The following is a 20,900-nucleotide window of genomic DNA, read 5'->3' on the forward strand; positions in this document are numbered from 1 at the left end:
GCCCAGCCCAGCAGGGCCGCCAGCATCTGGCCGGTCTGGTTGGCGTCGTCGTCGATGGCCTGCTTGCCCAGGATGACCAGGCCGGGCTGTTCCTTTTCCACCAACGCCTTCAGCGCCTTGGCCACGCCCAGCGGCTGCGTCTCCACATCCGTTTCCACCAGGATGGCGCGGTCGGCCCCCATGGCCAGCGCCGTGCGCAACGCATCTTGCGCCGCCCCCGGCCCGATGCTCACCACCACGATCTCGGTGGCTTTGCCCGCCTCTTTCAGGCGAACCGCCTCCTCAACCGCGATCTCGTCGAACGGGTTCATCGACATCTTGACGTTGGCCGTCTCCACACCCGTGCCGTCCGCCTTCACGCGAACCTTCACGTTGTAGTCAACGACCCGCTTGACCGCGACCAACACTTTCATCGCTCAAGTCCCTCAGAGGTTGCGGGAAATCACCAGCTTCTGGATGTCGCTGGTGCCCTCGTAAATCTGGCAGACGCGCACATCGCGATAGATGCGCTCCACCGGGAAATCATCGACATAGCCATAGCCGCCGAAGGTCTGGATGGCGTCGGAGCAGACACGCTCCGCCATCTCGGACGCGAACAGCTTGGCCATGGAGGCCTCCTTCAGGCAGGGCTGGCCCACCTGGCGCAGGCTGGCGGCATGCAGCACCAGCTGGCGCGCCGCCTCGATGCGGGTGGCCATGTCCGCCAGGCGAAAGGCCACGGCCTGGTGCTCGATGATGGCCACACCCATGCTGGTGCGCTCGCGCGCATAGTCACGGGCAGCATTGAACGCCGCCTGGGCCATGCCCACGGACTGGGCGGCAATGCCGATGCGCCCGCCCTCCAGGTTGGCGAGCGCGATGCGATAGCCCTGGCCGGGCTCACCCAGCATGGCCTCATGCGGCACCCGAACATTGTCGAACACGATCTGCGCGGTATCGCTGCAGCGCTGGCCCAGCTTGTGCTCCAGCCGGGCCACGGTATAGCCGGGGGTGTCGGTCGGCACCAGGAAGGCGGAGATGCCCTTCTTGCCGGCCGCCGGATCGGTGACGGCGAAGACCAGGGCCACGCCGGCGTTTTGGCCGTTGGTGATGAACTGCTTGGCGCCGTTGATGATCCAATGGTCGCCGTCCCGCACGGCGCGGGTCTTGAGCGCGGACGCGTCGGAGCCCGCCTGCGGCTCCGTCAGGCAGAAGGCGCCCAGCATTTGGCCCGACGCCATGGCACGCAGATAGCGTTCCTTCTGCGCCGGGGTGCCGAACTTCAGGATGGGCGCACAGCCGACGGAGTTATGCACACTCATGATGGTGGAGATGGCGCCATCGCCGGCCGCGATCTCCTCGATCGCCAGAACGTAGGACAGGATGTCGGTGCCGGCCCCGCCCCATTCCTCGGGCACCAGCATACCCATCAGGCCCAGCTCGCCCATGGCCTTCAGCTCCTCGGCCGGGAAGGCACTGGTGCGGTCGCGTTCCGCCGCCCCGGGCGCCAGCCGTTCACGGGCGAAGGCGCGCGCCATGTCGCGCACCATGGCCTGTTCCTCGGTGATCAGCATGGGGTGCGTTTCCTCCTCGCTTTTGGCCGGTGCTTTTGGGCCGGCTTGCCAGTTGCGGCCACACTAGACATGATCGATCCAATCCGAAATGACCAACCGGATCAAATCCGGTGATCGTTTTTGTCAATCCGTTAGGATGTCGTCGCGTGGACAGGATCCTCCAGGACAAGAACAGCGTCGCCCCCTATTTCGTGGAGGCGGCGCTGGCCTGCGCCACCGCGCGGGGCCTGGACGCCGCCCCCCTGCGGCGCAAGGCCGGGCTGCATACCGTGCCCGCCGGCGTCCGCGTGCCGGTGACCACCTATGGCACGCTGTTGCGCCTGCTGGCCCAGGTGATGGATGACGAATTCTTCGGCCTGGACGCGCGGCGCATGAAGATCGGCACCTTTTCCGTCATCTGCCTGCTGGCCCTGGGCGGCCGCGACCTGGGGCGGGCCCTCGACCTGGCTTGCCGTGGCTATAACAGCGTGTTCGACGGTATGCGGGTGGGCATCCGCCGCCAGGGCCGCCTGGCCTGCCTGGAAATCCGCGCAACGCCGCCAGGGCAACCACCGGCGCTGTTCGCGCAAGAGACGTTGATGACCTACCTGCACGGCCTAGCCTGCTGGCTGGTGCGGCGGCGCATCCCCATAGCCGCCGCCGACTTCGCCCACCCCGCCCCGCCGCATGCGGAGGAGTACAGGGTGCTCTACAGCTCCACCCTGCGCTTCGGCCAGGACGCCGCCCGCCTATGGTTCGACGCCGCCCTGCTGGCCCTGCCGGTGGCGCAGGACGCGCGCACGGCCGTCACCTTCCTGAACCGCGCGCCGGAGAATTTCCTGGTGCGCTACCGCAACCCGGACAGCTACGCCCGGCGCGTGGCCCAGATGCTGGACCACCAGCCGCCCGCCGCGTGGCCCGACTTCGACGCCGTGGCCCGCAGCCTGCGCTGTTCCCCTGCCACCCTGCGCCGCAGCCTGCGGCAGGAGGGGCGGCCCTTCCAAAGCATCAAGGACGAACTGCGCCGCCGCGCGGCCGAGGCGTCGCTGGCGGCGGGGACGGAACCCATCCCCGAGTTGGCCGCCCGGCTGGGCTTCGCCGAACCCAGCGCCTTCCACCGCGCCTTCCGCAAATGGACGGGCATGGCGCCCGGTACCTTCCGCACGGCGAGCGGCAAACACCTCAAATCAGCTTCGGGGCCGCCAGCATCGCCTCGATCTCCACGGCCGGAACCGGCCGGCTGATGAGATAGCCCTGCATCTCGTCACAGCGCAGCAGGCGCAGCAGCTTGGCCTGGTCCGCCGTCTCCACGCCCTCCGCCACCACCTTCAGGCCCAGGCTGTGGGCCAGCTGGATGATGGTGGAGACGATGGTGGTGTCTTCCGAGCTGGCGTCGATGCTGGAAACGAAGGCCCGGTCGATCTTCAGCGCCGTCAGCGGCAGGCGGGCGATATAGGCCAGCGAGGAATAGCCCGTGCCGAAATCGTCGATATAGACCTGCACGCCCATCTCACGCAGGGCCGCGATCTTGGGAATGCAGGCCTGGATGTCCCGCATCAGCACGCTTTCCGTGATCTCCAGATCCAGGCAGGCGCGCGCCGCCTCGTCCCGGTCCAGGCGGCCCCTCATCCCGTCCACGAAATCATCGCGCGCCAATTGCAGGGCGGAAACGTTGACGGCGATGCGCGGCGGCTTCAGCCCCTGGGCCCGCCAGCATTGGAAGTCCGTCACCGCCTGGCTCATGACCCAGTCGCCCATGTCGTGGATCAGGCCCAGTTCCTCCACCAGCGGGATGAACTCCGCCGGGCCCACGATGCCGCAGCCGGGCTCATTCCAGCGGATCAGCGCCTCGAGGCCGGTGACGCGGCCGTCGCGCAGGTCGATCTTGGGTTGGTAATGCAGCACATATTGACCATTCTCCAGCGCGGTGCGCAGCTGGGTTTCGCGGCGCAAAGCCTGGGCCAGGCGCTTGTTCATGCCCGTGGCGTAGAACAGCAGGCGCTCGCGCGTGTCCTTGGCCTTCTTGAGCGCGATCTCCGCATGGGCGAACAGCGATTCCCCATCCTCGGCATCGTCCGGGAACAGCGCCGCGCCCACCCGGGCGGACAGGCGCAGCTGCTCGCCGCCCGCCTGGATCAGGGTGTCGAAGCAGGGAAGGATCCTTTCCCGCACCAGGTGTGCCACGTCGCCCGCGCCCTTCACCTCCGGCACCAGCATGCCGAAGCAGTCGGCGCCGACGCGCCCCAGCGTATCGGTGAGGGGGGCCGCGGCGGACAGGCGGCGGGCCACCTCGCGCAGCACCTCATCCCCGATGTCCAGGCCCAGGCTGTCGTTGATGCTGCGGAATCGCTCGACATCGACCAGGATCAAAGCCATCAGCCGCCGCTTGGCCTGTGCCCGCGCCACATGCTGGGCCAGGCGGTCGGCGAACAGGCTGCGGTTCGCCAGGCCGGTCAGCCCGTCGTACAGCGCCAGGTAATCCAGGCGCAGGGCCTTGTGCAAATGGTCCAGCGCGAAGGAGATATTGCCCGCCATCTCGCGCAGCAGGGCCACCTCCTGCGCGTCGAAGCGATCGGTCTCCATGGCCGACAGGGCCATGATGCCCACGGCGGTCCGGTCCATCACCAGGGGCAGCACCAGGGTAGTCATCCCCTCGACACACTCCACCGCCGCCACCGGCACTTGGTCCCTCAGGGCGGAGGCAACAATGGTGTCCAGCGGGTGCTCCGCCCTTCCCGGCGCCGAATCCACCGGCATCGGCGACAGCGCCGCCAGGCTCACGCCATCGGCCGCCACGGGAACCACCCGTCCCTCCTCCACCAGGCCGATCCACGCCTGGTGGAACTGGCCCTGTCCGGTGGCGATGCGGCAGGCGTCGGCGAACAGCTGGTGCTGATCGTGCACGCGCACGATCAGGCCGTTGATACCGCTGAGCACCGCCTGGGCGCGGGTCAGGCGGGCGATACGCTCCTCCAGCCGCAGGCGGTCGGTCACGTCGCGGGCGATGCCCACCAGGCCGGTACCCTGGCCCTTTTCATCCACCACCGGCGCCACGGTGGCCGACACCCAGCGGTCGCCCAGCCGCCCCACCAGATCCACCACCGGCCTGCCGGTCTGCAGCACCATGCGCTCCTGCGCCTCGATAGTCTCCGCCAGGGCCGGATCCAGGAAATCACCCACCCGCTTGCCCAGGCAGGCCACCGGGCTTTCCAGGCCCAGGTCGCGGGCGGCGGCGCGGTTGACGCGCTGGAAGCGGTGGGATCGATCCTTAAAAAAGATGGAGTCCGGCACGCTGTCCATCAGGTGGTGCAGCAGCCGCTGCTCCTCCAACAGGGCGCGATGCAGCTGGCAATACGCAACGGCCTTGTTCACCACCCGGCGCAGTTCTTTCGGATCCCAGGGCTTGGTGATGTAGCCGAAGATCTGGCCCTTGTTCACCGCCGCCACCACGGCGTCCAGGTCGGAATATCCGGTGAACAGGATGCGCGGCGCATCCGACAGGCGGCTGGCGATGCCCAGGAATTCATGGCCGCTCAGGCCCGGCATACGCTGATCGGAAATGATGGCCGACAGGTCGGACTCATGTTCCAGCAGCTTCAGCGCCGCCTTGGGCGAGGTCTGCAGCAGGACGCGAAAGTCATCCTCGAGCAGGTCTTCCATGGCCGCCAGCACCTGGGGCTCATCATCGACCACTAGGATGGTCTTCGCGTCCTTGCCCTGGGGCATGGCTAATGTCCCTCCGCCTTCCGCACCAGCGTGAGCAGCCGGGCGGCGATCTCATCCGGCTTCAGCACGGCGGTGGCGCCCCCGAGGGCGATGGCCGCCCCGGGCATGCCATGGACGATGCTGCTTTCCTTGTCCTGCGCGAAGGTGACCGCGCCCGCGTCGCGCATCTCGCGCAGTTCCATGGCGCCGTCCACGCCCATGCCGGACAGCAGCACGCCCACGGCGCGGGCCCCGTGCACCCGCGTGACGGAGCGGAAAAAGTGCGACACCGCCGGCCGGGCGCTGTTCTCCGGCGCGCCATGGTCCAGCTTGATGGTCCCGTCGAGCCCCAAGCCCATATGGGCGTTGTCGGGCGCCAGGTAGAAATGCCCAGGGCGCGGCACGTCGCCCGCCTTGGCCACCTGCACCGGCAGGGCGGACCCGCTGGCCAGCCAGTCGGCGAAACCACCCACGAACCCGGGGGAGATGTGCTGCACCGCGAGCAGCGGGACGGGAAAATCCGCCGGCAGGCCGGCCAGGATGGCCTGCAGGGCCACGGGGCCGCCGGTGGATGCGCCGATGGCGACGACGGCCGGCCGCGTGCCGCTTGGCAGGGTGGCCTCCGGCATGGGGCGGGCCACGGGTTCGCGCGGCAGCTTGGACGGGTTGGCCCAGCGTCGCACCACCTTGACCTCGGCCATCAGGCGCACCGTCTGCGCCAGTTCCGCCGCCTCGATGGCCTGGCGGGGGTGGCCCACGCCCACCGGGCGGTGGACGAAGGCCACGGCGCCGGCGTCCAGGGCGCGGAAGGTCGCCGCCACATGGTCGCTCATGGTGCTGCTGACCACCACGATGGGGCAGGGCGTCTCTTCCATGATGCGGCGGGTGGCGGCCAGGCCGCCCAGGCGCGGCATGTGGATGTCCATCGTCACCACGTCGGGGCGATGGCGGGCCACCGCCTCCACCGCCTGCAGGCCGTCGACAGCGATGGCCACCACCTCGATGTCGGGTTCCCCCGACAGGATGGAGACCAGATATTCACGTAGCGTGGGTGAGTCTTCGGCGACAACGACCCGAATCATTAGAGGCTTTCCTTAGACCAAATGACTGACGATTTGCAGCAGATTGCCCTGGTCGAAACTGTCCTTGACCAGATAGGCGTTGGCACCGGCATCAATTCCCCGTTCCTTATCCTCGCGTGAGCCCAGCGAGGTGATCAGCACCACGGGCAGCTCGGCCAGCTTCGGCGCGCCGCGCACCTTGGTGGTCAGCTCGAAGCCGCCCATGCGCGGCATCTCCACATCCGACACCAGCAGATCGAACTCCTCCCCGCCAGTCAGGGCGGCCCAGGCGTCCACCCCGTCCACCGCGGTGCGCACCTGATAGCCCGCCGCCTCCAGCAGGTTCTTGAACAGCGTACGTGCAGTGATGCTGTCTTCTGCAATCAATATGGACTTTTTTCGCGAGACGACCACCGTCGGTCGCGCGGTCGCGGGCGCCTGCGCCGCCCCCGCCAGCAGATCGGGGATGTTCAGGATCAGCGCCACCTCGCCCGTGGCCAATACGCTGGCGCCGGTGACGTAGGGTGCCCGGGCCAGCTGCGGTCCCAGGCTTTTCATCAGCACTTCCTGTTCATCGCGCACGCGGTCGACGATGAACGCCGTGGCTTGGCCGCCCCGGCTCAGCACCGCCACGGTGTAGTGGCTGGGCGGCGGCTGGTTGCCGCGGGATGGCGCCAGGCCCAGTACGTCGGCCAGCCGGACCAGACCCAGGGTGCGGCCATCCAGCACCACGGTCTCCCGGTTCTCCACCGTGGCGATGGCGCCCAGGGCCACGCGTGCCACCCGTTCCACCCCACCGGTGGGCAGGATGAAGCAGGCGCCCTCGACCTCCACCAGCACCCCACGGAAGCTGGCCAGCGTCACCGGCAGGCGGATGCGGAAGACGGTGCCCAGGCCCACGGTGGATTCCACCGCCAGGCCGCCACCGAGCCTCTCCACCTTCTCCTGCACGATGGGCAGGCCCAGGCCCCGGCCGGACACGTCGGTCAGCAGGCCGCTGGTCGACAGGCCGGACCGGAAGGCCAGCGCCCGGGCCGCGTCGTCGTCCAGGGCCGCCGCGGCCGCCGCCGACATCAGGCCCTGTTCCGCGGCGGCATGGCGCAGGCGCGTCACGTCGAAGCCGCCGCCATCGTCGGCGATGGCGATTTCCGCCCGCCCCGCCTCGGTCTGGGCGACGGTGATGGCCAGCGTACCGCGCGGGGCCTTGCCCTTGGCCTCGCGCGCATCCGGCGGTTCGATGCCGTGGGCGATGGCGTTGCGCACCAGGTGCAGCAGCGCGTCCTTCATCTCTTCCTGGATGCGCCGGTCGATCTCCAGGTCCCCGCCCCGAATGATCAGCTCCACCTCCTTCCCCTCGGCCCGGGCGAGGTCGCGCACCAGGGGGGCCATGGGGTCCAGCAGGGCGGACACCGGCACCATCAACACCTGCTTGGCCTCGTCCAGCAGGCTGTCCAGCATCTTGCCCAGGATGCGCAGATCCTGGCGGCCGGCATTGGCCAGCTGGGCGATGCGGCCGGACAGCCAGCGCAGGGTGTCGCCCTGCTGCTTCAGCAGGCGGGCGGCGGGGCTGTCCTCAGCCTCCTCCAGCCGGCGGCGGGCGCGCTCGTGCGAGCGCACGCGCTCAGCCACCTCCGACGCCAGCCCGCCCAGGTCGGCCACCTGGCGGCCGGCCGCCAGGCGGGCGGACACCAGCTCCTCGGCATGGCGCAGCAGCGTGTCGACCTTGGAGGTGGCGATACGCAGGGTAGGCCGGCTGCCGACGCGCGGCGCGTCCGGCGCGGGGGTATCGGCCGGCGGCGCCTCTTCCGCCGGGGGCCGGGGCGGCGGCTCCGTCCGGGCGGCGGGCTCGGCCGGCGCGGCGGCCTTGGCCACCGGCTCCCGCCCCTCGGCATAGGCCTCCAGGGCCGAGACCAGGGCGTCCTGGTCGGGCCCGGCCACCACGCTGCCATCCAGCAGGCCGCGCACCCGGGCGTAGCCCTGGTGCAGTAGATCCATGCCGCCGGGGGTCAACGCCAGCCTGCCCCCCTTCAGGGCGGCGAAGACGCTTTCCATGGCATGGCACACGGCCACCACCGCGCCCAGGTTCACCGCACGGGCGGCACCCTTCAGGGTGTGCACCTCGCGGAAGGTGGTCTCCACCAGCTCCTGCGCGCGCTCACGCGGGGGCGACTGCTCCAGGGCCAACAGTCCGGCGGCGATGGCGGAGAGGTGCTCCTCCGCCTCCACCTCAAACATGGCCAGCAGCCTTTTCAGGAGCTGATCGTCCGACTGGCTCATGGGCCGGTCCTCAGGCCTGGTACTGGCCGGTGACGGTCTTCAGCTTGTGCCCCAGCTCGTTCAGGTTCTGGGCGGCGGTCTCGGCCTGCTTGGTGGCGTTCATGTTCTGCATGCTGGCCTGCTTGATGTTCTCCATGGCCAGCGCCACCTGGTCGATGCCCACCTGCTGCTGCTGGTTGGACGCGGCGATCTGGGTGGCTGCCTGGGTCGCCACGGCGATGCTCTGGGCCAGGCGGTCGATGGCCTCGCCCGCCGCCACCGACTGCTTCACACCGGCGTCCACCGCCTTGCTGCCCTGTTCGGCGGCCAGCACGGCCGTGGCCGTCGCCTTCTGGATGTCACCCAGGATGGAGCGCACCTGGGTGGTGGCCTGCTTGGACTGTTCGGCCAGGCTGCGCACCTCCTGCGCCACCACGACGAAGCCCTTGCCCTGCTCGCCGGCCCGCGCCGCCTCGATGGCGGCGTTGACGGCCAACAGATTGGACTGCTCGGCCAGGTCGTTCACCGTGGCCACGATCTCGCCGATGGCCTGGCTCTGCTCGCTCAGCTGCATGACCGCCTCGGCGATGGCCATGATCTGCTCGCGCACCCTGGTGATGCCCTCGATGGACTGTTCCACCGCCTGCTTTCCGTTCTGGGAGATCTGGGCCGTGTTCTGCGCAGTCTGCGAGACATACAGCGCCTTCTCGCTGGACACCTGGGAGGTCTTCTTCACCTCCTCCATCGTGGCGCTGGTCTGGGCCAGGGCTGTCGCCGTCTCGGCGGCGCTGGCCGCCACCTGGGCGGTGATGGTGACGATCTGGCTGGACGCCGTGCCCAGCACGTTGGTGCCGTCGCGCAGGTCGCGCATCAGCTGGCGCAGGGTGCCGGCCATCGCGTGGAAGGTCCGGCCCAGGCTGCCCACCTCGTCCGCCCGGTCGCTGACTTCGATCGCGCCCGCCACCGTCAGGTCGCCGGCGCCGATGCGCTCAGCCGTGGTGGTGATGGTGCGCAGGGGGGTCGCGATGTTGCGGCCCAGGAACAGGCCGGCCACCACGACGAAGACAGCCGCCACCAGGGTGCCGACGCCGATGACCAGCACCGTGCTTTCAGCGCTGGCCGCCGCCGCCGCCTCCCGCGCGCGCAGCAGCTCGCCCTCGCCCGCCTGCATGGTGGCGACGATGCGGCGGATGTCGTCCATCGACTGCTTGCCCCGGTCGCTCAGCACCACGGCCTTCGCCGGCTCAAATCCCTGCAGGCGGCGCAGGTCGATGGTTTCCTTCAGTTCCGCTGCTTTGTCCTTGAGGGGGACACGCAGGCGTTCCAGGTTCTGTTGCTGTACAGGGTTGTCCAGGGTCAGGGTCGCCACCGTCTGCAGCGCCTGCTCCATGGCGTTCAGGCCCTGCCGGTAGGGTTCCAGGTAGCGATCCTCACCCGTGATGAGATAGCCGCGCTGGCCCGTCTCCATATCCTGCACCGCGGTCAGCAGGCCCAGCAGCCGCGCCTGGACCTCATAGGAATGGGAGCGCAGCGTGGTGGTTTCCGTCAGCTGGCGGATGTTGCCGTACGAGGTGGCAGCCACCACGAGAAGAATGAACAGGACGCTGCACAAGCAGATCCAGATTTTCATTCCGACAGAGTACTTCATGACCGGCGCTCCCGAGGGGCTGTGCGTGGACGGTGGACTGTTTCGAGGATGGATGGACGATGGCGGCGGCTCAGCCCGACCAGGCGGCGGACCTGCCCTCGACGGTGAGCTCCGGATCGGCCAGCAGGCGCTGGGCATCCAGCAGGGCGAGATGGGGCGGCAGGACGCCGACGAGATAATGGCGCTGGCGCCCGGTGACGACACTGGGCGGCGCCTGCACCCTGGCGCGGGGGATGCGGGAGACACCGGCGATGGATGTCACCAGCAGGCCAAGAGCGCCCCCGCTTTGGCCGGGCGTCTGCGCCTGGCCCAGGACGACAACGCGGCGCAGTTCCGAAGACGGAACCGCGCCCAGATCCAGCAGGCGGCCCAGGTGGACCAACGGCAGCACCTGGCCGCGCACGGTGGTCACGCCGGCGATGAAGGACGGCGCCTTGGGCACGGTCGTCAGCCCGTTGAGGGCCAGCACCTCCGCCACCGCCGCCGTCTCGAAGCCATAACGCTCCTGCCCCACCGTGAATTCCATGTATTCCAGGACGTCGCCGTCATCCTCCAGCACGGGGGGCCTGGCCAGTTCCAGCCCGCGCCGATGCAGGATGCGGCGCGTCGTCTCCTCATCCGGGACCCAGCCGCGCTCCAGCGCCGCTGCCCAGCCGGCCAGACGGCGGTGAATGTCCTCCCAGTCGATGCCCCGCCCTTCGGCGGCCCGGTCCAGGACCATGCCTTAGAACTCCCCTCCCGTGGCCTGGCCCAGCGCCGCATGGGCGTGGGCGGCCACGTCCATCAGCCGCCCTACCGTCATGCCTTCCAGATCCGGCAGGATCTCCTCCGGCCGATGGCCTTCCAGCAGGCCCATGATGTTGCGGTAGTGCTTGCGCGCGTCCCGCACGCGGCCCTGGCTGCGGGCCAGGTTGGCCATGGCCAGGTGCGTGGCGATGGATTGCGGCGCCAGGAAGAGCGCGCGCTGCAGCGACGCGGCCGCGGCGGCGGCATCGCCCCGTTCCTGCTGGATCATGGCCAGCAGATGGTGCGCCTCGGCGCTGACTCGGTTGTGGTCCAGCACCCCCTGGCACCAGTGCGCCGCCTCCGCCAGATGGCCCTGGTTGGCGTAGCTGCGCGCCAGCAGCAGCATGGCGGCGTCATCCGCCGGCGCGAAGGCCAGCCGCGCCTCCAGCTGTTCCACCGCCTCGCCATAGCGCCCCTGGTCATAGAGGGAGCGGCAATGGTCGAGGCTGGGCACAGGGGGCTTGACGGCGGCGATGGGCGGGGCCGTCACCGGCAAGGCGGGCGGTTCCGGCACCGGGGATAGCGGCAGGATGGGGAAATGCTGGGTGACGGGCGCGAGGGGTGCCGCATGCGCCGGCAGCGGCAGCTTGCGGTATACGGTGGCGCCCTCGAAGGGCACGAAGGTCAGGGGGGCGAACATGGGCGGGGCGCCATCGACGGAACTGGGCAGCAGCCAGCCGTTATCGACCAGCGACCGCGCCAGCCGCCGCACCACCCGGTTCGCCTGCGCGCCGTTGAAGTACATCAGCACGTTTCGGCACAGGATGACGTCCATGGCGTTGGTGTTGCTTTCCAGCGCCGGATAGGGATCGTCCACCAGGTTATGATAGGAGAAGGTGACCATGCGGGCGATGTCGGGGCTGATGCGATAGCGCCCACCCGGCAGGGGGGTGAAATAGCGGGTCCGCATGGCCGGGTCCACGCCGCGGAAGGACCATTCGCCATAGACGCCCTCCGCCGCCCGCCGCAGGAAGCGGGGGTTCACGTCGGTGGCCAGCAGCGTGACGGTCCAGTCCGCCCGGTCGGGCAGCAGCGTGTCCAGCAGCATCGCCAGGCTGTACGCCTCCTCCCCCGTGCAGCAGGCCGCACTCCAGATGCGCAGGGACAGCAATCCCATCGCCCGCCGCTCGGCGATCAGGTCCGGCAGGATCTGGCGGCCCAGGGCCTCGAAACTTTTGGGTTCGCGGAAGAAATAGGTTTCACCCACGGTCAGCTGGCCGGCCAGGGCCTCCAACTGCACCCGGTCGGGGCCACCCGCCGTCAACCAGTGCTGCACGGCCGCCAGCGTGCTGGGATAGCCCAGCTCCACCGCCGCCCGCTCCAGGCCGCGTTCCATGTCGGTCCAACGGTCGGCCGGGAAGTACAGCCCGATGCTGGCGCTCAACCGGTCTGACATGGCGGCCAGCAGGTTCTCCGGCAAGGTCCGGTTCATTCACCGTCCCCTTGGGCGCCGTCCCCCCGGGCGCCGCCCCCTGGAGTGCGGTTCACGGTCATGCCGTTTTTGGCCGCCAGCGCCTGGGCCAGCTGCTCCTCCTCCGCCGCCGATAGGAAACGGTCCAGATCGTGGATCAGCAACAGGCCATCCGACAGCCGCACCACGCCGACAATGGCGTCGTCCGCCCCGGGGACCACGCCCTGGGCCGACACCCAGTCGATCGGCGCGCCCGCCACCGTGCCCACCACGCTGTCGACCAGCAGGACGACGGTGCGGCGCAGCCCGCGCGCCACGATCATGTGGTCGCTCAGCGACAGGGGGCGGCTGTCCAGGCCGAAGCGGCGGCGCACGTCCATGACCGGCACCACCTGGCCCTGCAGGTTGATGACGCCACGCACCAGGCCCGGCGCGCCCGGCAGGGGCGTCACCGCCACGGCGCGCACCGCCCGTTCCACCATGGCCAGCGGCAGGCCATAGGCCTGGCCGTCGAGGTCGAAGCGCAGAAGGAAGGCGCTGGCGCCTTCCGACGTGGCGGGGCCCGTGGTCAAGCCCCGCTCAACCATGGGCGTCCCCTTCCCCACCCGGCAACCCGACCGTGGCGGCGGTCAGCAGCAGCTTTTCCAGATCGACGGGCTTGCTCAGGAAGACCTCCAGCCCCACGGCGCGGCAGCGTTCCCGCTCTTCCGCCGTGACCCCGGCGGTCAGCACCACCAGGGGCGGCAGCGGCCGATCGGGCGTACGCTGCAGGGCGCGAATCCGCGTCGTGGCCTCCAGCCCGCCCATGACCGGCATGTGCATGTCCATGAACACCAGGTCGTAGGTGCCGGTGTCCACCGCCTGCACGGCGGCAGCGCCATTATCCACGATCTCCACCTCATGCCCAACGCCGCGCAGGATGGTGGATACCAGGATCTGCGTGGACCGGTCATCCTCCACCAGCAGGATGCGGCGACCGCCCCTGGCGCGGCCCGAGGGGACCTCGGCCTCGACCCCGGTGAGCGGCGGCAGCGCCGCCGCCTCTTCCGCCGGCACGGCCAGCGGCAGTTCGAACCAGAAGCGGCTGCCCTGACCCGGCACGCTCTCCACCCCGATGCGCCCGTCCATGTGCTCCACCAAGCGGCGGCAGATGGCAAGACCCAACCCCGTGCCGCCGAAACGGCGGGCCGTGGTCTCGTCCACCTGGCTGAATTCCTCGAACAGGCCGGACAGCCGCTCCGGCGGGATGCCGATGCCGGTATCGGTCACGGACACCCGCAGGCGTGACGGCGCGCCCCCCAGGCCGGCCGGCGGCGGCAGCACTTCCGCCGTGAGGCTGACGCTCCCGGCCGGGGTGAACTTCACGGCGTTGGTCAGCAGGTTCAGCACCACCTGGCGCAGCCGGGTGGGATCGCCCATGATCTTGGCGGGCAGGGCGCTGGTCACCGCGGAGTTGAACGCCAGGCCCTTGCCGCTGGCCGAAGGCCGCACCAGGGCGATGCAGTCATCCACCAGGGTGCGGAAGTCCAGGGGCAGGTTTTCCAGGGTCAGCCGCCCGGCCTCGATCTTGGACAGGTCCAGGATGTCGTCCAGCAGGCCCAGCAGGGTGCGGCCGGCTTCCGCCTGCAAGGTCAGCAGGCGGTGCCACTCGCCCGGGCTGACGCCGCCACGCAGCAGCAATTCGGAGAAGCCGATGACCCCGGTCAGCGGCGTGCGCAGCTCATGGGCCACGGTGGCCAGATAGCGTGACTTGGCCTCGTTGGCCATATCGGCCGCCTTGCGCGCGGCCAGCAGGTCGCGGGCCGTGGCCGCCAGATCCTCCGTCCGCTCCGCCACGCGGCGCTCCAGCGTCGCGTGCGCCTCGCTCAAGGCCTGTTCCGCCTCCTTCGCGGCGGTGATGTCGCGGGCGATGGTGACCAGGCCCTCGGCCGCCCCCTCGCCGTCCTTGAAGGTGGAACGCACGACCGAATACCAGCGACGGCGCGATGGCGCCTCCGCCGATGCCGGGGCGTCCTGCTGGATGTCGGTGACCGTGATTCCAGCTTCCAGGGCAGCCTGGTCCGCCGCCTCGCGCCGCACCGCTCCCTCGGCCCCGATCTCCTGGTCCGTGCGGCCGATCAGGTCGTCGGGGTTGTCCACGCCCAGGGCCTTGGCATGGGCCACGTTGCTGCGCAGGTAGCGCAGGTTCTTGTCCTTGAAGGCGATGGGATCCGGCACGCTGTTCATCAGGTGCGACAGCAGCAGCCGCTCCTCCGCCAGGGCGCGGCGGACGGCGCAATGCTCCGCTGCCTCACGAATCAGGCGGCGCAGCCGGTCGGGCGTCCATGGCTTGGGCAGATAGCCGAAAATCTGGCCGGCGTTGACGGCTGCGCCAAGGGCGTCGATGTCAGTGTAGCCGGTGATCAGCACACGGGTGGCATCCGACAGCTCACGCGCCCAGCGCAGGAACTCATGCCCGGCCATGCCCGGCATACGCTGGTCGGAAATGATGACTAGGGGGGCGATGTCGTCGCCCTCCAGCATGGCCCGGGCCTTCAGCGGCGACGTGCTGGTCAGGACATAGAACTCGTCCTCCAGCGCGTCGGCGACCGCCGTCAGCACCTCCGGCTCATCGTCCACCACCATGACGGTGGGCAGCACCTGGGCGATCATTATGCTTCCCCCGGCATCGCATGCGCCGCGTGCGCAGGACCAGGCGGGGTCGGCGCGTCGGTGGACGCCCCGTCCATGGGGATCTTGATCACCACCTCTGTACCCCGCCCCTCGTCACTATGGAATTCCAGCCGCCCCCGGTGGCGCTGGATGATGCTATAGGAAATGGAAAGGCCAAGGCCAGTCCCTGACCCCACTGGCTTGGTGGTGAAGAACGGCTCGCAGATGCGGTCGCGGATGGCAGCGGGAATGCCGTGGCCGGTATCCCGCACGGACAGGCGGAACATGGCCCCGTCCCGGCCCGTCGCCAGGGTGATGGTGCCCGTCCCCTCGATGGCGTCGATGGCGTTGCCCACCACGTTCATCAGTACCTGGTTCAGCGGCCCCGGCTGGCAGGTGATGCGCTTGGGTCCCTCATACCGCCGCTCAACCGTGATTCGATCCGACAGCTTGTGCTGCAGCAGGGTCAGCACCGACTCCAGGCTGTCCTCAATCTCCACCTCCTTCACCTCCGCCTCGTCCAGGCGGGAGAAGGTGCGCAGCTTCACCACCAGGTTTTCAACCCGGTCGATGCCCAGCCGCATGGCGTCCAGCCGCTGGCGCATCTTGTCCAGATCGCGGGCGCCCTTGTCCGACAGGTGCCCTTGCACCTCCGGCGTGATGGCCTCCAGGCAGCGCAGCACGGTACCCAGGTGGTTGCCGACGAAGGCCAGCGGATTGTTCAGTTCATGCGCGATGCCGGCCACCAGCGCGCCCAGCGAGGCCATCTTCGCCGCTTGCACCAGCTGCGCCTGGGTGCCCTGCAGCTCCTGGTAGGCCTCCGCCAGCTCGGCGTGCGACCGCTCCAGCGCCTCCGTCATGGCGGCGCGTTCCTGGGCGATGCGCCGTTCGTCGCGCGTGCGCTCCAGTTCCAGTTCCTTATCCCGGAATTCGCCGCTGATGCGCAGGTTCTCCTCATGCAGGAACTTGCGGCGCAGCAGGGCACGGATACGGGCCTTCAGGATTTCACTCTCGCCGGCCTTGCCCACGAAGTCGTCGGCCCCCGCCTCCAGACCGCGCATCATGTCCTCCTTGTTGTCGCGGGAGGTCAGGATGATGATCTGGAACAGGCGGTCATGCTGGCGGCGCATCCGGTCCAGATGCTGGCACAGCTCCGTGCCGCTCATCTCGGGCATGACCAGATCAACCACGACGCAGTCGAACTTCTCCTCCGCCATGCGGGCCAGCGCCTCGCGCCCGCTGGAAACGCCGATTACCTCGTGCCCGTCCTCCTGCAACTGGGCGGTGATGAAGAAGAGGTAGGTGGGGCTGTCGTCCACCACCAGAAGGCGGCTCTTGCGGATGTCCACCGGCGCCTGGACCGCCGCCGCCGTGGTCTTGCGCAGCAGGGCGCCCACCCGGCTCAGCAGGATGTCGGTATCGACCGACTTGGGCACATAGGCGTCGGCGCCGCTGTCATAGCCCTGCCGCTCCCGGTCGGCGGCGTGGCTGTCGGTCAGCATCAGGACCGACAGGCCGCGCGTGCGCATGTCCATGCGCACGCGGCGCACGAATTCGTCGCCGTTCATGCGCGGCAGGTGGTAGTCGACCATGGCCAGGTCGGGCATTTCCCGGCCCAATTGCTCTAGCGCGCTTTCGGCGTCGCCACAAACGGTGACGGACCATCCCTGGCGCTCCAGCATCATCTGCAATTGCAGGGCCTGCGTCGGCGAATCCTCGACCAGCAGGACGCGATGCGTGGACCCGCCCGTCATAGGCCGGCCCAGCCCGCGGCCATCCGCGCGGCGCGCCCTCGCTGATCCATCATTTCCGTCTCCAGGCCGGAACCCACCACGCACTGCCTTTTCCGGGACATCCCGCGTCCCATCTTGGTTAAGGGGAAAAGTGCCGGTTTCTCAAACCGTTTTCCACCATTCCCTGATGCAGGGGAAACCGTGGCGCGTGGCCGCCCCCCTGTCGACTGATGCGTCATGGGTACCCCGTGCGGGAGAACAGGGGGCCGGACATCAGGGCTCCCCTGGGATCACTGGGAATCATAGGCGGCGGCATCCGTCCGTGCGCGGGCTCATCCGCATAGATTTCCACCGTGGGCGCAGCACATCGCCCCTGGACCACAGCGCCAGCCCGCCCTCTCATAATTGCGCGGTGGGCATCCCATATGGGACGGTGGACCTGAAACCGGCACGCCCAGATCAAGGACTTGAGCGCACCCATGAGCAACACGCCCACCGACACCGACATCGCCGCCGGCGCCGGCACCGCTGAGAATCCCCTGCTGGCCACCACCGGCCTGCCCGCTTTCGACGCGGTGAAGCCGGAGCACGTGGCCCCCGCGCTGGAGGCCGCCATCGCCCGGCACGAGGCCGTGGTCCAGGCCGTCATCAAGGGAGGCGACCGGGGCTTCGACGCCGTCTGCCGCGCCATGGAACAGGCGGAGGCGGAGCTGTCCGACCTGTGGGCCACGGTCAGCCACCTGCACAGCGTCGCCGACACGCCGGAGCTGCGCACCGCCCACGCCGCGGCGCTGGAGCGGTTGATCGCCTATTCCTCCTCCGTCGCGCAGAATCCCGACCTTTACGCCGCCTACGCCGCCGTGGACCCGTCGGCCCTGGGCCCGACGGAACGGCGCCTGGTGGACCTCAGCCTGCGCAACTTCAAGCTGGGCGGCGTCGCCCTGCCCACGGCCGAGCGTGAGCGCTTCGCCGCCCTGCAGGTGGAGCTGGGCCGCCTGCAGACCGCCTACAGCAGCGCCGTGCTGGACGCGACCGAGGCCTGGGTGGAGCACATCACCGACGAGGCCCTGCTGGCAGGAGCGCCCGAGGCCGACAAGGCCATGCTGGCCAGCCTGGCGGCGGCGCGCAACCTCGACGGCTGGGCCGTCACCCTGCACCAGCCCTCGGTGCGCGCCATCCTGACCTATGCCGACAACCGCGACCTGCGCGCCCGCGTCTACCGCGCCTATGGCACCCGCGCCTCCGATCAGGGCCTGAAGCCGGAAACCTTGGACAACAGCGAGCGCATGGGCGCCATCCTGGCCCTGCGCCGCGAAGCGGCGACCCTCCTGGGCTTCATGGACCCGGTGGACCTGTCGCTGGCCACCAAGATGGCGCGGTCGGGTGCCGAGGTTGTGGATTTCCTGCGCGACCTGGCCCGCCGCGCCCGCCAGCCGGCGCTGGCCGACAAGGCGCAGCTGGAGGCCTTCGCCCGCGACACCCTGGGCATCGACGCGCTGGAGCCCTGGGACAACGGCTATGTGGCGGAGAAGCTGCGCCAGGCGCTGCACAGCATCGATGACCAGAAGATCAAGGCCTACTTCCCCCTGCCCCGCGTGCTGGACGGCCTGCTCGCCCTGCTGCGCGACGTCTTCGGCATCACCCTGACGGAGGAGGAAGGCATCCGCGTCTGGCACAAGGACGTGCGCTACTACACCCTGTCGCGCGACGGCGTGCCCTTCGCAGGGCTGTACATGGACCTGTTCGCCCGCACCGGCAAAAAGGGCGGCGCCTGGATGGCGGTATGCCGCGCCCGCCTGAAGCGCCAGGACGGGACCCAGCTGCCCGTCGCCTATCTCAACTGCAACTTCGCCCCGCCGGCGGGGGGCAAGCCCAGCCTGCTGAGCCACGGCGACGTGCTGACCCTGCTGCATGAGATGGGGCACTGTCTGCACCATGTGCTGAGCGAGGTCGATTACCCCTCCATCAGCGGCGTCACCGGGTTCGAGTGGGACGCGGTGGAGCTGCCCAGCCAGCTGCTGGAGAATTTCGCCTGGGACCGGCAGGTGCTGCGCTCCATGTCCGGCCATGTCGATACCGGCGAGCCCCTGCCCGACGCCCTGTTCGACGCCATGCTGGGGGCCCAGCGCTTCCAGGCGGCCCTGGCCCTGCTGCGCCAGGTGGAGTTCGCGCTGTTCGACCTGCGGATGCACCTGGATGCCGGCATCACCGACGCCCAGGGCATCCAGACCCTGCTGGAGCGGGTGCGGGCGGAGGTGGCGGTGCTGACCCCGCCGGAATGGCACCGCTTCGCCCACGCCTTCACCCACATCTTCGCCGGCGGATATGCCGCCGGCTATTACAGCTACCTGTGGGCGGAGCGGCTGTCCCTGGACGGCTTCGGCAAGTTCCTGGAAGGCGACAGGGCGGCGGCCGGCGAGGCCTTCCGCGCGCAGGTGCTGGCGGTCGGCTCGTCCCGCCCCGCGCTGGACAGCTACATCGCCTTCCGGGGGCGCGAGCCGGAAAACGACGCGCTGCTCAAGCGGTATGGTCTGGCGGCGTAAGCGGTGCCGTCAGACGGCGGGCGCGGCCATCCGGCCGCTTGCCTTCCTCACTTTCCAGTCCGCTACGCTCCCCGGAAAGCTCCGGCGCCCCGGTCGCGGGCCACCAATGGCGCGGGAATATTCCCGCGCCATCGGCTTTCTTGGAGCCAAGGTCAGAACAGGTGGCTGGCAGCCAGCACCAGGATCAGGCCGGTGACGGAGACGATGGTTTCCATCACCGACCAGGTCTTCAGCGTGTCGGCGGTGCTGAGGCCCAGGTAGTTCTTCACCAGCCAGAAGCCCGGGTCGTTGACGTGGGAGAAGAACAGCGAGCCGGCGCCCACGGCCAGCACCAGCCATTCCGGCGCCACGCCGGAGGTGGCCGCGACCGAGGTCAGCGCACCGGACGCGGTGATGGTGGCGACGGTGGCGGAGCCCGTGGCCAGGCGGATCATCACGGCGATGCCCCAGGCCAGCAGGATGGGCGACACCGCCCCCTGCTCAGCGAAGCGCGCCAGCGTGTCGGCCAGCCCGGCCTCCACCAGCACCTGCTTGAAGGCGCCGCCACCGGCGATGCTGAGCAGGATGCTGGCCGCCGGCGCCATGGCCTCATGCCACAGCGCGTCCCAATCGACCGGCTTTCCCCCACCCCACGTCCCAGGGCTGAAGAAGGCGGCCAGGGCCACCAGATTGGCCAGCAGCAGAGCCACCGGCGGGGCACCCAGCAGGGACAGCACGGGCCCATGGCTCAGGCCCGGCACCGCCTTGGCGGCGATCAGCACCACCGGCAGCAGGATGACGGCCAGCGCCGTCCAGGGTGAGGGCAGCGGCCTGTCCGGCATCTCGGCCCGGGCACCGTCCCCACCAGCGACATGGGGCGTGATCAAGCCGGCGAACACCGGCCCGGCCAGCACGGCGATGGGCAGACCCAGCAGCACGCCCAGCACCAGGGTCGGCCCCACGCCGGCGCCCAGCTGGTCCACCGCGATGATGGGCCCGGGATGTGGCGGCACCAGGGCGTGCAAAACCGACAGCCCGGCCAGCGCCGGCAGCATCAGCAGCAGGCGCTGCCGCCCGCCCCGGTCGCCCCCGCCCCGGTCGCCGGTAAGCGGCAGGGCCGCGATGATGGGCAACAGCAGGACGACGCCCGTTTCGAAGAACAGGGGCAAGCCCAGGACCAGGGAGGCCAGCAGGCAGCCCCAGGGCCGCCAGCGCGGCCCCACCGCCCCCACCGTGGCATTGGCCAGGGCGGCAGCGGCGCCGGAGACCTTGAGCATGGCGCCCAGGGTCAGGCCCAGGGCCACCACCAGCCCCGCCCCGCCCATGATGTCGCCGAAGCCCTTCTGAAGGGCGGCCAAGGCCCGATCCGCAGCCATGCCCCGCGCCACCGCCAGGGCCAGCGCCGCGCACAGCAGCGCCAGGAAGGGATGCAGCTTCAGCCGGATGATCAGGACCACGGCCAGGGCGATGCAACCGCCCGCCGCCAGGACCAGCCAAAGGTCGCCGCCTACCACGCGGCCGCCCCGCGAAATCGGGAACCGGTATCAGCCAATGCCATCGCCCATCCTTCCAGGCCATTCACTCCCGGATCGGA

The 20,900-nt window shown here is 69.7% G+C and carries 14 protein-coding genes; 2 read left to right on the plus strand and 12 right to left on the minus strand.

What is annotated here, in order from left to right:
- Together FBZ87_RS00005 and FBZ87_RS00010 are read right to left on the minus strand one after the other, a co-directional pair.
- Positions 1-413, minus strand: a 413-nt coding sequence (locus FBZ87_RS00005; protein WP_145608156.1) for an electron transfer flavoprotein subunit beta/FixA family protein, incomplete at its 3' end; no start/stop codon positions are given.
- Between the two features lie 12 nt (positions 414-425).
- Complete coding sequence (locus FBZ87_RS00010) at positions 426-1,553, minus strand: acyl-CoA dehydrogenase (protein WP_145608157.1); 1,128 nt, start codon at positions 1,551-1,553, stop codon at positions 426-428.
- Positions 1,554-1,699: 146 nt separating this feature from the next.
- Between FBZ87_RS00010 and FBZ87_RS00015 the strand changes: the two genes are divergently transcribed.
- Complete coding sequence (locus FBZ87_RS00015; RefSeq protein ID WP_186454491.1) at positions 1,700-2,776, plus strand: AraC family transcriptional regulator; 1,077 nt, start codon at positions 1,700-1,702, stop codon at positions 2,774-2,776.
- Here the strand turns inward: FBZ87_RS00015 and FBZ87_RS00020 are convergent.
- The 9 genes from FBZ87_RS00020 to FBZ87_RS00060 form a co-directional block, all read right to left on the minus strand.
- A complete protein-coding gene (locus FBZ87_RS00020; protein WP_145608160.1) occupies positions 2,715-5,258 on the minus strand; it encodes an EAL domain-containing response regulator in 2,544 nt (847 codons plus the stop codon). The two genes, FBZ87_RS00015 and FBZ87_RS00020, sit on opposite strands and share 62 nt — an antisense overlap.
- A gap of 2 nt (positions 5,259-5,260) precedes the next feature.
- Positions 5,261-6,319: a chemotaxis-specific protein-glutamate methyltransferase CheB gene (gene cheB, locus FBZ87_RS00025; RefSeq protein ID WP_145608162.1), complete on the minus strand. Its 1,059-nt coding sequence runs from the start codon at positions 6,317-6,319 to the stop codon at positions 5,261-5,263.
- Positions 6,320-6,331: 12 nt separating this feature from the next.
- Positions 6,332-8,575 carry a hybrid sensor histidine kinase/response regulator gene (locus FBZ87_RS00030; protein ID WP_145608164.1) on the minus strand — a complete coding sequence of 748 codons (2,244 nt, stop codon included), beginning with the start codon at positions 8,573-8,575 and terminating at the stop codon, positions 6,332-6,334.
- A gap of 10 nt (positions 8,576-8,585) precedes the next feature.
- Positions 8,586-10,202, minus strand: coding sequence for a methyl-accepting chemotaxis protein (locus FBZ87_RS00035; RefSeq protein WP_186454492.1), 1,617 nt, complete (start codon positions 10,200-10,202; stop codon positions 8,586-8,588).
- A gap of 70 nt (positions 10,203-10,272) precedes the next feature.
- Complete coding sequence (locus FBZ87_RS00040) at positions 10,273-10,923, minus strand: chemotaxis protein CheW (protein WP_145608168.1); 651 nt, start codon at positions 10,921-10,923, stop codon at positions 10,273-10,275.
- Between the two features lie 3 nt (positions 10,924-10,926).
- On the minus strand, positions 10,927-12,420 hold the full coding sequence (locus FBZ87_RS00045; RefSeq protein ID WP_145608170.1) for a CheR family methyltransferase: 1,494 nt from the start codon (positions 12,418-12,420) through the stop codon (positions 10,927-10,929).
- Positions 12,417-12,986 (minus strand): chemotaxis protein CheW, encoded by a 570-nt coding sequence (locus FBZ87_RS00050; protein ID WP_145608172.1) that lies wholly within the window; start codon positions 12,984-12,986, stop codon positions 12,417-12,419. Before FBZ87_RS00050 ends, FBZ87_RS00045 begins: the two co-directional genes overlap by 4 nt.
- Entirely contained in the window at positions 12,979-15,051 is a 2,073-nt protein-coding gene (locus FBZ87_RS00055; protein ID WP_145608174.1) for a response regulator, read from the minus strand. Before FBZ87_RS00055 ends, FBZ87_RS00050 begins: the two co-directional genes overlap by 8 nt.
- Complete coding sequence (locus FBZ87_RS00060; protein ID WP_145608176.1) at positions 15,051-16,805, minus strand: response regulator; 1,755 nt, start codon at positions 16,803-16,805, stop codon at positions 15,051-15,053. The genes FBZ87_RS00055 and FBZ87_RS00060 overlap by 1 nt, the downstream gene beginning before the upstream one ends.
- A gap of 458 nt (positions 16,806-17,263) precedes the next feature.
- On the opposite strand from FBZ87_RS00060, the gene FBZ87_RS00065 reads away from it, so the two are divergent.
- Positions 17,264-19,327, plus strand: a complete 2,064-nt coding sequence (locus tag FBZ87_RS00065) for a M3 family metallopeptidase (RefSeq protein ID WP_145608177.1) — start codon at positions 17,264-17,266, stop codon at positions 19,325-19,327.
- A gap of 152 nt (positions 19,328-19,479) precedes the next feature.
- Here FBZ87_RS00065 and FBZ87_RS00070 read toward each other — a convergent pair whose 3' ends face one another.
- Entirely contained in the window at positions 19,480-20,820 is a 1,341-nt protein-coding gene (locus tag FBZ87_RS00070; RefSeq protein ID WP_145608178.1) for a GntP family permease, read from the minus strand.
- Between the last annotated feature and the right edge of the window lie 80 nt (positions 20,821-20,900).

It is taken from the genome of Nitrospirillum amazonense (genome assembly GCF_007828035.1).
Taxonomy (GTDB): Bacteria; Pseudomonadota; Alphaproteobacteria; order Azospirillales; family Azospirillaceae; genus Nitrospirillum; species Nitrospirillum amazonense.